A 13,043-nucleotide genomic window follows, 5' to 3' on the forward strand; every position below is an offset into this window, starting at 1 on the left:
ATCCTCTGTTGTGTCCAAACTGACCGACGTGCCCAAACGGATCCTGATCGGGCGCGCACTGCGCAGCGACCGGCTGGGGGAAACGCTCCTGCCGAAGCGCATCGCACTCCCCGTCTTCGCCTCCGACCCGCTCTCCTCCGTCGCGTACGCGCCCGGAGAAGTTCTGCTGGTCCTCTCCATCGCGGGCGTGTCGGCCTACCACTTCAGCCCCTGGATCGCCGTCGCCGTCGTCGTGCTCATGTTCACGGTGGTCGCCTCCTACCGGCAGAACGTGCACGCGTACCCCAGCGGCGGCGGCGACTACGAGGTGGCCACCACCAACCTCGGCCCCAAGGCCGGCCTCACCGTCGCCAGTGCCCTGCTCGTCGACTACGTCCTCACGGTCGCCGTGTCGATCTCCTCCGGCATCGAGAACCTGGGCTCCGCGATCCCGTTCGTCGTCGAGCACAAGGTGTTCTGCGCGGTCGCCGTGGTCGTGCTGCTCACGCTGATGAACCTGCGCGGCGTCAGGGAGTCCGGCACGCTGTTCGCGATCCCGACCTACGTCTTCGTCGCGGGCGTCTTCATCATGATCGCGTGGGGCGCGTTCCGCGGGCTGGTCCTCGACGACACCATGCGGGCGCCCACGGCCGCGTACCAGATCAGGGCCGAGCACCAGGGCGTAGCGGGCTTCGCGCTCGTCTTCCTCCTCCTGCGCGCCTTCTCCTCCGGCTGCGCCGCCCTCACCGGCGTGGAGGCGATCTCCAACGGCGTCCCGGCCTTCCGCAAGCCCAAGTCGAAGAACGCGGCGACCACGCTCGCGATGATGGGCCTGCTCGCCGTCACCATGTTCTGCGGCATCATCGTCCTGGCCATGACGACCAAGGTCCGCATGGCCGAGAACCCGGCCACCGACCTGCTCCGGGGCGGTAACCCGCTCGGCTCCGGATACGTCCAGAACCCGGTGATCTCGCAGGTCGCCGAGGCCGTCTTCGGCAAGGGCAGCTTCCTGTTCATCGTGCTGGCCGCCGCCACCGCACTGGTGCTGTTCCTCGCCGCGAACACCGCCTACAACGGGTTCCCGCTGCTCGGCTCGATCCTCGCCCAGGACCGCTACCTGCCGCGCCAGCTCCACACCCGCGGCGACCGCCTCGCCTTCTCGAACGGCATCGTGCTGCTCGCCGGAGCGGCGACATTGCTGATCTTCATCTACGGCGCCGACTCGACCCGGCTGATCCAGCTCTACATCGTGGGCGTGTTCGTGTCCTTCACGCTCAGCCAGACCGGCATGGTCAAGCACTGGAACCGCCACCTGGCCGTGGAGAAGGACCAGCTCAAGCGCCGCCACATGATCCGCTCGCGCGCCATCAACGCCTTCGGCGCCTTCTTCACCGGCCTGGTGCTGGTCGTCGTGCTGGTCACGAAGTTCACGCACGGCGCCTGGGTCGCCCTGCTCGGCATGTGCATCTTCTACGCGACGATGACCGCGATCCGCCGCCACTACGACGGCGTGGCCGAGGAGCTCGCCGCGCCCGAGGGCCCCAGCGACGACAGCGTGCGCCCCTCCCGGGTCCACTCGGTGGTCCTGATCTCCAAGATCCACCGTCCCACGCTGCGTGCCCTCGCCTACGCCAAACTGCTGCGCTCCGACAGCCTGGAGGCACTCAGCGTCAACGTCGACCCGGCCGAGACGAAGGCGCTGAGGGAGGAGTGGGAGCGGCGCGGCATCGACGTACCGCTGAAGATCCTCGACTCGCCGTACCGGGAGATCACCCGTCCCGTGATCGAGTACGTCAAGGGGCTGCGCCGCGAGTCCCCGCGCGACGCCGTCTCCGTGATCATCCCCGAGTACGTGGTGGGCCACTGGTACGAGCATCTGCTGCACAACCAGAGCGCGCTGCGGCTCAAGGGCCGGCTGCTGTTCACGCCGGGCGTCATGGTGACCTCGGTGCCGTACCAGCTGGCGTCCTCGGAGGCGGCCAGGCTGCGGGCCCGCAAGCGGCAGGAGTGGAACGCGCCGGGCGCGGTGCGGCGCGGACCGGCGCACGAGCGGACGCGGGAGTCGTCGGCCTCCCAGTCACCGCAGAGCTGAGGCCCGCCCCGGACCATGGTGAACGGCCGGACGGCACCCACGTAGACTGGTGGGCTGTTGTCCGGCCGAGCCGTTGACGCGCCGTCGTCGTGTTCGCGCCCGTTTCCCGCATCTGGATCTGGAGTCGCCCCCATGCAGGCAGAACCGAAGAAGTCGCTGGTGGGGGAGGAGTACGAGGTCGAGATCGGCCCCGTCGCCCACGGCGGCCACTGCATCGCCCGTACGGACGCCGGTCAGGTCCTCTTCGTCCGGCACGCACTGCCCGGCGAGCGGGTCGTGGCCCGGGTGACCGAGGGCGAGGAAGGAGCCCGTTTCCTGCGCGCGGACGCCGTACGCGTGCTGGAGGCCTCGAAGGACCGCGTGGAGGCGCCCTGCCCCTACGCCGGCCCCGGCCGCTGCGGCGGCTGCGACTGGCAGCATGCCAAGCCGGGCGCACAGCGCCGGCTGAAGGCCGAGGTGATCGCCGAGCAACTGCGCCGGCTCGCGGGTCTCACGCCCGAGGAGGCGGGCTGGGACGGCACGGTGGTGCCGGCGGAGGGCGACAAGCTGCCGGCCGGCGAGGTGCCGCAGTGGCGTACCCGGATGCAGTACGCGGTGGACGGGTCCGGCAGGGCGGGCCTGCGCCGGCACCGCTCGCACGAGGTGGAGCCGATCGACCACTGCCTGATCGCCGCCGAGGGCGTCAGCGAACTGGGTATCGAGAAGCGGGACTGGACGGGGATGGACTCCGTCGAGGCGATCGCGGCGACGGGCTCCCAGGACCGCCAGGTCGTCCTGACCCCGAAGCCGGGCGCGCGCCTGCCGCTGGTGGAACTGGACAAGCCGGTCTCCGTCGTGCGGGTCGACGAGAAGACGGGCGGCATCCACCGCGTCCACGGCCGCCCCTTCGTCCGTGAACGCGCCGACGGCCGTACGCACCGTGTCGGAGCCGGCGGCTTCTGGCAGGTCCACCCGAAGGCGGCGGACACCCTGGTCACGGCGGTGATGCAGGGCCTGCTGCCGCGCAAGGGCGACATGGCGCTCGACCTGTACTGCGGCGTCGGCCTCTTCGCGGGCGCGCTGGCCGACCGGATCGGCGAGAAGGGCGCGGTGCTCGGCATCGAGTCGAGCAGGCGCGCGGTGGAGGACGCCCGGCACAACCTCGCCGACTTCCCGCGCGTCCGCGTCGAACAGGGCAAGGTCGAATCGGTCCTGCCGCGCACGGGCATCACGGAGGTCGACCTGATCGTCCTCGACCCGCCACGGGCAGGCGCGGGCCGCAGGACGGTCGCCCACCTCTCCTCGCTGGGCGCACGCAGGATCGCCTACGTCGCCTGCGACCCGGCCGCCCTGGCACGGGACCTGGCGTACTTCCGGGAGGGCGGGTACGGGGTGCGGACGCTGCGGGCGTTCGATCTGTTTCCTATGACGCATCATGTGGAGTGCGTGGCGATTCTTGAGCCCGCAGCAAAAGGCGTCTGATCTGCTGTTTTTCTGATTTTCCAGGTTGCGGGCGGGTCGTGTCGGCATGTTTCCGTGGGTCCACCGCGTGAAGCATGATGCAGGCTCCCGCCACGTGTCTCACCTGCGGCTTCGCAGCGGGGCGCGGGTCGAGAGCGCTCTGCCTCAACTTCGTGAGGGGCGGTTCGGGAAATGTCTTGACGCTCGTTTGACGCTGATTCTGACGGAGTGTGATGCGGTCGTCCTGGGTCAGATAGCGCGGGTCAATCGGCTTGTCGGGCCCAACCAATCGAGCAGCGCGCCGGGGCTGTTCTTTGGGCTCGGGCCGTACGGCGACAGGTCTCGGGTTGACGTGTGCTGATTGCGCTGGGCTCGTTACCGTGTGTCGTAGGGAGTGCCGAGGTATGCGGGGGCAGGGATGAGCACGGGGGGATGCGGTGCGTCGAACGACCGCGGTGGAGCGCGGGATTGCGTCCGCCGATGCGCTCTTCTCCCTGGAGGGCATCCCAGAAGGAGCCGTCGTACCGGAGCCGGAGGGCTTGGCGGCGACCGAGGCAGCGGTCGAGCGACTCGGTAGCCGGTTCGCCGGACTGGACGGTCAAGTACGGCACGCGCAGGGACATACCCGAGATCACGCAGGGAATCTGTCCAGCGACCGTCTCCGGGGACTCTCGGAGATCGTGCAGAACGCCGAGGACCTCGACGCCACGGACGTACGCCTTCTGACTAGGGAACGGGAACTCCTCGTCGCCCACAACGGCAGTCCCGTACGGCTGCCGGACGTTCTGGCCCTGGCTATGCCCTGGCCAAGCAAGGCAGAGCAGGCGGATTCCACCGGCAGGTTCGGGATCGGCCTGATGGACCCTGCAGTCCCTTTGCCCCGCATCTGGAGGTTCACCGCGGGCATTACCGGTTCCGTGTCGGGGATCCTGACCTCTCCACAGCCGAGCCGTTCCCGGTGCCCGACGGGTTCGCGGGCGACACCTGGACGGTTCTACGGGTTCCTCTGGAGCCGGGCGTGCTCGGTGCGGACGAGGTGGACGCGTGGCTTGCCGAGTGGGGGCACAGCGCGCTGTGAGCGGCCGTGGTGGCCGAGGGCCGGGGGCCGGGTGAAGACAGCGAAGTAGAGTGATCGGCGCTCTGGTCCAGCCGCATCCAGCCGCACAGTGAGGTCCCCATGGAGCCCCAGGAAGCACCCTCGGCGGAGTACGCCGAGGTTCACGTCGTCGCCGCGTCACCCGAGGTCGCCCGACGGGTAGCGGAGGTTCTCCGGCGTTGCTTCGCCGCCACCGAACAGCGCAGCTATCCGGCGAGCCCCGAGGGCGGAACCCGTCTCGAACTCACCGTGGACACCACCCGCACGGCGGAACCAGCCCGCTCGTGGCTCGAGTCCAGCCGGTGGACCGGACACGCCGACCGGGAGCCGGGGCGGGACTGATTTCGGGCCGGCCCTGTCAGGACGGCCGGCCTCCTGGCTACTGCAGGCGCTGGCCGTGGTGGTGCGGCGACCCCGGCGGCGGCGCAGTCCGCGTGCCCCTTCAGAGCGCGTGAAGCAGTTGGCCGAACGATCCGGCTCATCGCTTGGGACGGGTCCGTCCTGGCCATGACGGGGCAGAGGCGTCGGCGAGGTCGGCGCCCGTGTCGGCGTCCCGCCCGACCCTGTCGATGTCGTGCCAGTCCAGGCACATAACGGTCGCGTCGCCCTCCAGGTGTCCCTCGTTGGCGTCGACGACCGCCGCGATGAGGGCGCGGGCGGCTTCGCGGGGATGCGGCGCACGGGTACGGGTGATCAGCTCCTGCAGGTCAACAGCAGTAGGGCACGGCGAGGATTGCCTTGTCGACCAGACACATCGGGCCGAAGACGTGGCGCGGGTATACCAATATCTGTACTCGCGACCTGAGATTTCAACGGAACAGGCAGACAGATTCTTTGCAGCAATAAGCAGAGTGGGATTCTTTACCGCACACCGGCCACTGCGGTGTGCTACTGTCGATCTCAGTTGCAGTTGTGGTTCCCGAAACTTCAAGTGCCTCCGGGCCGGCTCCTGTGCCGCTGGAAGCGCTTTTGTATATCCGGTTCTTTTTCCGGGCGGGGTGATCATCGCGGCGACTCGGTGTCCGTGCAGTGCGGGCGCCGATGCACTGCCCCAAAGGAGAAATGACATGGCTGCTGGTACCGTGAAGTGGTTCAACGCGGAAAAGGGCTTCGGCTTCATCGAGCAGGACGGCGGCGGCGCTGACGTGTTCGCCCACTACTCGAACATTGCCGCCCAGGGCTTCCGCGAGCTGCTCGAGGGCCAGAAGGTGAGCTTCGACATCGCGCAGGGCCAGAAGGGCCCGACGGCCGAGAACATCGTTCTCGCCTGACGCTCACGCGCACTTTGTAGCTGGGGCCCGCATCCTTCGGGGTGCGGGCCCCAGCTGCTCGTTCCCGCAGTGGTTGCACCTGTGGACGACAACCAGGAAACCCGTGGGCTCACCGCATACGAAGCATCCTTCAGGGGTACACGCAACCCTTCATAGCTTCATCGCGGTCGACGCCCGAACATTGCGTCCACTTCGCGTCACTCATTTTAGCGCCTGTGCTCACACGGATTTTCCGTCGGCCAGATTCGCTTTCGCGTTCCACCGGCCCATTCTTGCAATTCTCCGTGCTGCTCGTTGCTGCGGGAATTCCTTGATATGTGCCGCCTCAAGGAAGGTTCCGCATGAACCGCACACGCACGAACGACCGCTTCGCCCGCACCCGTAACGGCAGTATCGACTCCGGCAGGGGCGGCAGCCGATTCGGTTCGTCGGCCACGAGCCGCTCCGGCGGGCCGAGCCGTTCCGGTGGTTACAGCCGTCGGCCCGCCGCCGCCCAGGGGGAGTTCGCGCTGCCCAAAACGATCACTCCCGCGCTTTCCGCCGTGGAGAGCTTCGCCGATCTGGACATGCCCAGGGCGCTGCTGGCCGCTCTCGGTTCGCAAGGCGTGACCGTGCCGTTCCCGATCCAGGCGGCGACCCTGCCGAACTCCCTCGCCGGCCGGGACGTCCTCGGCCGTGGCCGCACCGGCTCCGGCAAGACCCTCGCCTTCGGGCTGGCGCTGCTGGCCCGTACGGCCGGGCAGCGCGCCGAGGCCGGACAGCCGCTGGGGCTGATTCTCGTACCCACGCGTGAGCTGGCGCAGCAGGTCACCGACGCGCTTGCCCCGTACGCCCGCTCCGTCAAGCTGCGGCTGGCCACGGTGGTGGGCGGGATGTCGATCGGTAGGCAGGCGAGCGCGCTGCGCGGTGGCGCCGAGGTCGTCGTCGCCACGCCGGGGCGCCTCAAGGACCTCATCGACCGCGGCGAGTGCCGGCTGAACCAGGTTGCCGTCACCGTTCTCGACGAGGCCGACCAGATGGCCGACATGGGCTTCATGCCGCAGGTCACCGCGCTGCTCGACCAGGTCCGGCCCGAGGGCCAGCGCATGCTGTTCTCCGCCACTCTCGACCGCAACGTCGACCTGCTCGTGCGCCGCTACCTCACCGATCCCGTCGTGCACTCCGTCGACCCCTCGGCCGGCGCGGTCACGACGATGGAGCACCACGTGCTGCACGTCCACGGTGCCGACAAGCACACGACCACCACCGAGATCGCCGCACGCGACGGCCGCGTGATCATGTTCCTCGACACCAAGCACGCCGTCGACGGCCTCACCGAGCACCTCCTGAAAAGCGGAGTACGGGCCGCCGCCCTGCACGGCGGGAAGTCGCAGCCGCAGCGCACCCGCACGCTGGCACAGTTCAAGACCGGACACGTCAACGTACTGGTGGCGACCAATGTCGCGGCGCGCGGCATCCACGTCGACAACCTCGACCTCGTCGTCAACGTCGACCCGCCGACCGACCACAAGGACTACCTCCACCGCGGCGGCCGTACCGCCCGCGCAGGAGAGTCCGGCAGTGTCGTCACCCTGGTCACCCCCAACCAGCGCCGCGGCATGACACGCCTCATGGCAGCGGCCGGCATCGTCCCGCAGACCACCCAGGTCCGCGTCGGCGAAGAGGCCCTGCACCGCATCACCGGCGCCCAGGCCCCCTCCGGCATCCCGGTCGTCATCACCGCACCGGTGGTCGAACGCCCCAAGAAGCGCGGCGCCACCTCACGCGGCCGACGCCGCCCCGTCTCGGCGGCCCGCCGCGCGCCCGTACGGCAGTCCACCGCCGGTGCGGCGGCATAGAACCTTCGTGTCAGGAAGCCCGCCCAACTCCGCAGGAGGCACCCTTTGACGCTGGACCAGACGCAGTTCCGCCAGGCGAGCGCCCACCCCGCGCACGGCACGGAGGCCGACACCATGGACGCGGCCGGACCGCAGGTCTGGGAGGACATGACCGTGGAGGTGGCACTGTCCGTGATGGCCGCCGCCCGTACAGGTCATCTGGTCGTCTGCGACGAGGACGGTCTGTGCACCGGCCTGGTCACCCGGGCCCGGCTCACGGCCGTTCGTGACGGCTCCGGATACACGGACCGCATCCGCCTGCGTGACATCGCCGACGCCATCGGGCCCTTCGTCTCACCGCTGACCACGAGGGCCGAAGCCGAACGTGCGATGCACCGCCGCCGGCTCGGGGCCCCGCCCGTGGTCGACGAACACGGCAACGCTCTGGGCGTCCTCGCCCTCTCCCGCTGAACCGCCCTCACCCCACCCGGCCCCGTCTTCTCGTCTCCCTGGAGGCATCATGCGCTGTGTCATCGCCCGCTTCCCGTTCGACCTGACCAAGAGCGGCGTGGTGGAATCGATGAAGGGCGTCACACCCGAGCCGGTCACCGGTGAGTTCGTCATCATCGGACGACGCCACTACCCCGCCAAGCAGGTCGGCCAGGTCATCACCCGCCAGGACCGCCGCGATTTCAGCACCGGCGAAGTCCTCAGGGCCATGACCCAACTCGGCTTCACCTGCCGCACCCGCCCTACCGCCGCATCTGCGCCCATGGCCGGCCCGTACGAGCCGGCGTCCGCAACGCTCGGCGCTCCCCCTGTCCGCCTGACGTACGGACAGGTGTGAGCCGAACCGAGCAGTGAGGCCCGACCGGCGTGTGCCGGTCGGGCCTCACTGTGTGCCGTGTCTCGGTGGGTCAGTGGCCGGAGTAGCTGAAGTCGCCCACGGTCCAGGCACTGACGTCCTCGATCGCAACGCGGTACATCCCGCCTGTCTCCGGGATCCCCACCGTACCCTGCAGGATCCGGGCGACGTGGAAATGCAGATGCGTGGGCGGCCCGTCCTTCTTGGCGGGGGTGTCGAAGACGGCGGAGAATTCGCCCAGGTCGGCGGAGTCCGTCAGCACCTCAGACACCCTCTGCCTCCACATGGCTTCTGGAGCCAGCCGACCGGTGATGACAGCACCACTGGTGACCACGGTCAGGGACATCTGATTGCTCTGCCCGGACTCCACAAGGGCGGCTATCGCAACGAGCAACTCGTCAGGCTTCGGCATGGGATCGGATTCTATGCACCGGCCCGCCCGGGCGGCCTGGACGGTGGCGCAACCGGGCGAGACGGGCGCATACGGCTCCCCTGGTGCCGCAATACAGGTCAGGGGGTGCGCATGTGCGGCGGCTGCGAGCCAGGGGCGTGCCTCGAGGCATTGGTCGGCTGCCGCAGGTCTTCGATGGACGCTTGCGCGGTATCGCGTGCGTCGGCAACGGCCGCGTGGAACGGGGCAGCTGTGGCGTTGACGGACATCGTGTTCATCAGGGTCACCCTCGTCTGCGGATCGTTCATGCCCGGCCCTTGCCCACCCGACCCTGTGCCCCGCCCGCCAACTCACCGGAGCCACCGTGCTCGCCGGAGGGGGCTGAGAATCGCGGTCGACGCGCCGCGCCGGTCGGCGGCGCCACGGGAAGCTCCGCGGGCGGCTCTGGGTCTCATCCGTGCGTCGGACCTGCACTGCGGACGGCCCCCAGCATTCGCAGATCGGCTCAGCGGGAGACCTCATCGTCGAGCTGCAGCAAATCTATGCTCGCTGGAGTAGACATTCGATGTCTTCATGATTATGGTTTCTCTCGTAGTCGAGATCGAGCAGGGCCCGTCAGACACGAACTGCCGGGCAGCAGTCCACGTATGACGGTGCGGTGGTGGAGTTTCGAAGCCAGGTTGTTGTACGACGGCGACGGGACTGACGACCGGACCGGGTGGCCTGAAGTGACGAGGGGCCGCCGTGAGCAGGACCGCGGTTGACGCGGTTGCAGTACCAGCAGTACGCAGTCCCTGTTTGCAAGTGATTGGTTCCGAGGGAAGAACGGAGGAGTCGAGCACCATCAGGATCGCCCGGGCGGAAGACGCGAGCCCGGGTACCGCAGGACATCGATAGGTAGGTGGTCTCCGGTCACGCATCCGCGATCCCCGCACCCCCGTCGGAGTATCAGGCGGCTGGGCGGAAACAGAAGGCCGGCGCAGCACTAGGGCCGGCAGATGGTGTTGCAGTTCCTTCGGGGCCTTGGTGCCAAACGGCACCAAGGCCCCTCCACGCGTTCCAGAGAGGTGAGATGACAGCAGACGAGTCGCTAAGCCGTCTCGACGACGACGACTACCCCGCCTACACGATGGGCCGGGCCGCCGAGTTGCTCGGTACCACTCCCGGCTTTCTCCGCGCCATCGGCGAAGCGCGACTGATCACACCACTGCGCTCCGAGGGCGGTCACCGCCGCTACTCCCGCTACCAACTGCGCATCGCGGCCCGCGCGCGTGAGCTCGTCGACCAGGGCACCCCGATCGAGGCCGCATGCCGGATCATCATCCTCGAAGACCAGCTCGAAGAAGCCCAGCGCATCAACGCCGAATACCGCCGCACCGGCGGATCGTCCAGTCCGTCGGCCGCAGCCTGAGGTGAGCGGGCCCGCCGGTATCGGCGGGCTATCACACCCGCGCGTGGCCGGGCTGCGGCGCGCAGAGATGATCCTCGTGTCCGAACGGCTCCACCGGCATTTCGCTCACCTCCGGCCCCGGTCGCGGCGCCGCCACAACGGGTGAGGCGGCTGGCACGCTCCCTACCCGGGCGCCGCCTCCCCTCCAGGCATCCCCCCACACGGCCCCAGTCGTTGATCGAGCCGCGAGTGCGGCGAGAGCACCGTGCCGCAGTAGTGAATGCGCCTGCTGTTGTGGTCAGTAGACGGCGAGGGAGATGGCGATGTAGTGCGCGGTGAAGGCCGCCACGGTCAAGGCGTGGAACACCTCGTGGAAGCCGAACCAGCGGGGCGAGGGGTCGGGTCGTTGGACGGCGTAGACCACCGCGCCCGCGCTGTAGAGGAGACCGCCGGTCAGCGTCAGGGTGACCACGGCCGCACCGCCGGTGTGCAGGAAGTCGGGCAGGTAACGCACCGGTGCCCACCCCAGGGCCAGGTAGCAGGGGGTGTACAGCCAGCGGGGAGCGTTGACCCACACCACGCGGAAGGCGATACCGGTCAGCGCGCCCGTCCATACGACCCACAGCAGCAGGTTTCGCCGGTCAGGAGGGAGGAGGAGCACGGCCAGAGGGGTGCAGGTTCCGGCGGTGATCAGGAAGATGTTGGCGTGATCGAGGCGACGCAGGACGGCCTCGCCCATCGGCCCCCAGGTACCCAGGTGGTAGACGGCGCTCGTCCCGAACAGCAGCCAGGCGGTGACGGAGTATACGGTGCAGGCCAGGGCCGCCTGCTGGGTCCGAGCCAGGCAGACGAGGACGATGCCGGCGCTCACCGAGGCAGGGACCATCGCGGCATGGAGCCAGCCACGCAGCTTCGGCTTGACCGGCTCGACCAGGTCGGCCGCCCACTCGACCAGGTCGGCAACCGGGTGAAACTCCTCCCCGGCATTGCCATGATGTGATCCGCCGGGGAGACCGGCTACGGCGTCCCCAGACACAACTTCCCGTCCTGTCCCGTTCTTCTGGGCATCATCGGCAACCATCCGATCATGCTAAGAGCCTGCCCGTGACAGCGTCCGTCGAGGTCGGTCTCGCCACCAACTGGGCCTGCGGAAGCCGTGTAAGCCGCCTAGCCATGGGAAGGACCAGGGTTCCCGAGCGCGCATCTCCGCCCACCTACGCCCAAGGACCGCCGATGCTTCCCGAGTTCCCCTCCCACGCATCCGCCCCCCTCGCAGATCAGCTGGAACAAAGATTGGGGCTGCCCCCACAGTTCGAAACCGGCCGTTTCGACATGGAGCGTGTCGCCGGCATCGCCGTCCTCGCGGCGGCCCACTCCGATGGCTACGTGGCCACCGCGCACCTCCTCGGACTGCTGGCCGCGCTCCCCGCCCCCACCGACACAGGAGAACGCTTCTGGTCGAACCTGTGGAGATCCTCGGGCACCGCCTACCTGCTGCCGACCAATATCAAGGACCTGGTGCTGCGTTCGCTGGCCGGAGAAGGAACCGGTCTGGCCGGACAGATCCTCTCGGCCGTCGACGAGATGACGCCTCCCCAGCGCGTTGCGGCCGCAGAGGTGATCGGCCAGGCGCTCGCCGAGTCCGACCACCTCCCTGACCTCAAGACACAGGTCATCGGCGAACTTTGGCTCCGGGACCTGGAACTCACCGCCTGGCGCGTCCTTCACGCGGACCACAAGTCGCCCGATGCGTCCGGACGTAACGCCTTCATCGAAGCATGGACGAGTGTCTGATCCCGGCCGAGCGGCACACACAAGCATCCGAATAATTCCTCGGGACGTTCGAGCAGTGACCTGTGATCGAACGAATCCGGGCATGACTCGGACGGTGGTGGTGGGAGGCGACGGTCAGTTGGTCCTTGCCGAGAGGACGGGTTCGTAATGGCACGGCTGCGGCCCCTGGGCGCATGGGCTCGCCGCACTGTCCTGCTTCCTGAGCACCGACGGTGACGCTGTGGTGACCTGCGACCTGCGGGGCAACGGCTCGACAGCCGCCCTCGCGGGGCCGTCTCGATACCGCCGGTACCTCGGTCTCGCCGTAGCCGACGAGACTCACACGCCCGGCTGCCTGGTCACCGCGGCCTTCGACGTCATGGAGCCGAGTGGCAGCGCGTCTTCACGGACGCCGTGATCGCCGCCCAGCCGAGGGACGGCGGGCACCCGGGGCAAGATCGGGCGCACTTCCGGCACAGCGCCGACGGCACTCGGGCACTGCTGTACACCGAGTGGACCAGCGCCGAGGCGCACCGGGAGGCCGCGGAGGCCGGCCACCACGACAAGAGGCAGGAGATCCCCGCCAGCACCACCGGGCTCACGGCTGACCCACCGAAGGCGGTACCGCCTTGCCCCTCCCTGTCCGGCCGCCGGCGTCATCCGATAGTCCCGGAGCAGCCGCTGCCGGTGCCCCGGCCCTGTCGGGAGAAGAGATCACACAGGCAACGGATCATGCCGTCCCGCTCCACGGGTAACGTCAGGGTATGAGTCATCCGCACCCCGAGCTGAAAGCCGCCCCGCCGCTGCCCGAGGGAGGGCTGAGGGTCGTCGCGTTGGGCGGTCTGGGTGAGATCGGCCGGAACATGACCGTCTTCGAGCACGCGGGCAAGCTGCTCATCGTCGACTGCGGTGTGCTGTTCCCCGAGGAG

12 protein-coding genes and 1 pseudogene are annotated in these 13,043 nt (G+C 68.8%); 9 read left to right on the top strand and 4 right to left on the bottom strand.

From position 1 onward, the window contains the following. Nucleotides 1-10: 10 nt before the first annotated feature. The 3 genes from AB0N14_RS26290 (at nucleotide 11) to AB0N14_RS26300 (ending at nucleotide 4,949) form a co-directional block, all read left to right on the top strand. Entirely contained in the window at nucleotides 11-2,071 is a 2,061-nt protein-coding gene (locus AB0N14_RS26290) for an APC family permease (protein ID WP_366028162.1), read from the top strand. A gap of 132 nt (nucleotides 2,072-2,203) precedes the next feature. Next, entirely contained in the window at nucleotides 2,204-3,532 is a 1,329-nt protein-coding gene (locus tag AB0N14_RS26295) for a class I SAM-dependent RNA methyltransferase (RefSeq protein ID WP_366028163.1), read from the top strand. 1,156 nt (nucleotides 3,533-4,688) lie between these two features. Then, nucleotides 4,689-4,949, top strand: a complete 261-nt coding sequence (locus tag AB0N14_RS26300) for a hypothetical protein (RefSeq protein ID WP_366028164.1) — start codon at nucleotides 4,689-4,691, stop codon at nucleotides 4,947-4,949. A 136-nt stretch (nucleotides 4,950-5,085) separates the two neighbouring features. Here AB0N14_RS26300 and AB0N14_RS26305 read toward each other — a convergent pair. Further along, nucleotides 5,086-5,319: pseudogene (locus AB0N14_RS26305) on the bottom strand (serine/threonine-protein phosphatase); the annotation flags it as partial. 355 nt (nucleotides 5,320-5,674) lie between these two features. Here AB0N14_RS26305 and AB0N14_RS26310 point away from each other — a divergent pair. The 4 genes from AB0N14_RS26310 (at nucleotide 5,675) to AB0N14_RS26325 (ending at nucleotide 8,542) form a co-directional block, all read left to right on the top strand. Continuing rightward, a complete protein-coding gene (locus tag AB0N14_RS26310; RefSeq protein WP_344349523.1) occupies nucleotides 5,675-5,878 on the top strand; it encodes a cold-shock protein in 204 nt (67 codons plus the stop codon). A gap of 341 nt (nucleotides 5,879-6,219) precedes the next feature. Beyond that, the gene (locus AB0N14_RS26315) at nucleotides 6,220-7,716 is read left to right on the top strand and encodes a DEAD/DEAH box helicase (RefSeq protein ID WP_366028165.1); all 1,497 of its coding nucleotides are present in this window, start codon (nucleotides 6,220-6,222) and stop codon (nucleotides 7,714-7,716) included. 45 nt (nucleotides 7,717-7,761) lie between these two features. After that, nucleotides 7,762-8,166, top strand: coding sequence for a CBS domain-containing protein (locus AB0N14_RS26320; RefSeq protein WP_366028166.1), 405 nt, complete (start codon nucleotides 7,762-7,764; stop codon nucleotides 8,164-8,166). A 49-nt stretch (nucleotides 8,167-8,215) separates the two neighbouring features. Then, a complete protein-coding gene (locus AB0N14_RS26325; RefSeq protein ID WP_366028167.1) occupies nucleotides 8,216-8,542 on the top strand; it encodes an SCO5918 family protein in 327 nt (108 codons plus the stop codon). Nucleotides 8,543-8,612: 70 nt separating this feature from the next. Here the strand turns inward: AB0N14_RS26325 and AB0N14_RS26330 are convergent, their stop codons facing one another. After that, complete coding sequence (locus AB0N14_RS26330; protein WP_366028169.1) at nucleotides 8,613-8,972, bottom strand: hypothetical protein; 360 nt, start codon at nucleotides 8,970-8,972, stop codon at nucleotides 8,613-8,615. A 98-nt stretch (nucleotides 8,973-9,070) separates the two neighbouring features. Next, nucleotides 9,071-9,259 (bottom strand): hypothetical protein, encoded by a 189-nt coding sequence (locus AB0N14_RS26335; protein ID WP_366028170.1) that lies wholly within the window; start codon nucleotides 9,257-9,259, stop codon nucleotides 9,071-9,073. Nucleotides 9,260-10,023: 764 nt separating this feature from the next. On the opposite strand from AB0N14_RS26335, the gene AB0N14_RS26340 reads away from it, so the two are divergent. Beyond that, complete coding sequence (locus AB0N14_RS26340; protein ID WP_158925729.1) at nucleotides 10,024-10,362, top strand: MerR family transcriptional regulator; 339 nt, start codon at nucleotides 10,024-10,026, stop codon at nucleotides 10,360-10,362. A 277-nt stretch (nucleotides 10,363-10,639) separates the two neighbouring features. Here the strand turns inward: AB0N14_RS26340 and AB0N14_RS26345 are convergent, their stop codons facing one another. Continuing rightward, entirely contained in the window at nucleotides 10,640-11,227 is a 588-nt protein-coding gene (locus AB0N14_RS26345; protein ID WP_366028171.1) for a hemolysin III family protein, read from the bottom strand. A gap of 446 nt (nucleotides 11,228-11,673) precedes the next feature. On the opposite strand from AB0N14_RS26345, the gene AB0N14_RS26350 reads away from it, so the two are divergent. Next, entirely contained in the window at nucleotides 11,674-12,135 is a 462-nt protein-coding gene (locus AB0N14_RS26350) for a hypothetical protein (protein ID WP_366028172.1), read from the top strand. Nucleotides 12,136-13,043 lie beyond the last annotated feature (908 nt).

Origin of the sequence: Streptomyces sp. NPDC051104, from assembly GCF_040682835.1 — a bacterium.
GTDB lineage: Bacteria > Actinomycetota > Actinomycetes > Streptomycetales > Streptomycetaceae > Streptomyces > Streptomyces cynarae.

What these genes read in the sequence shown, in the direction of transcription:
- AB0N14_RS26295 (WP_366028163.1), top strand. Translation starts at nt 2,204, where the DNA reads ATGCAGGCAGAACCGAAGAAGTCGCTGGTGGGGGAGGAGTACGAGGTC.
- AB0N14_RS26300 (WP_366028164.1), top strand. Translation starts at nt 4,689, where the DNA reads ATGGAGCCCCAGGAAGCACCCTCGGCGGAGTACGCCGAGGTTCACGTC.
- AB0N14_RS26310 (WP_344349523.1), top strand. Translation starts at nt 5,675, where the DNA reads ATGGCTGCTGGTACCGTGAAGTGGTTCAACGCGGAAAAGGGCTTCGGC.
- AB0N14_RS26315 (WP_366028165.1), top strand. Translation starts at nt 6,220, where the DNA reads ATGAACCGCACACGCACGAACGACCGCTTCGCCCGCACCCGTAACGGC.
- AB0N14_RS26325 (WP_366028167.1), top strand. Translation starts at nt 8,216, where the DNA reads ATGCGCTGTGTCATCGCCCGCTTCCCGTTCGACCTGACCAAGAGCGGC.
- AB0N14_RS26330 (WP_366028169.1), bottom strand. Translation starts at nt 8,972, where the DNA reads ATGCCGAAGCCTGACGAGTTGCTCGTTGCGATAGCCGCCCTTGTGGAG.
- AB0N14_RS26335 (WP_366028170.1), bottom strand. Translation starts at nt 9,259, where the DNA reads ATGAACGATCCGCAGACGAGGGTGACCCTGATGAACACGATGTCCGTC.
- AB0N14_RS26340 (WP_158925729.1), top strand. Translation starts at nt 10,024, where the DNA reads ATGACAGCAGACGAGTCGCTAAGCCGTCTCGACGACGACGACTACCCC.
- AB0N14_RS26345 (WP_366028171.1), bottom strand. Translation starts at nt 11,227, where the DNA reads ATGGTCCCTGCCTCGGTGAGCGCCGGCATCGTCCTCGTCTGCCTGGCT.
- AB0N14_RS26350 (WP_366028172.1), top strand. Translation starts at nt 11,674, where the DNA reads ATGGAGCGTGTCGCCGGCATCGCCGTCCTCGCGGCGGCCCACTCCGAT.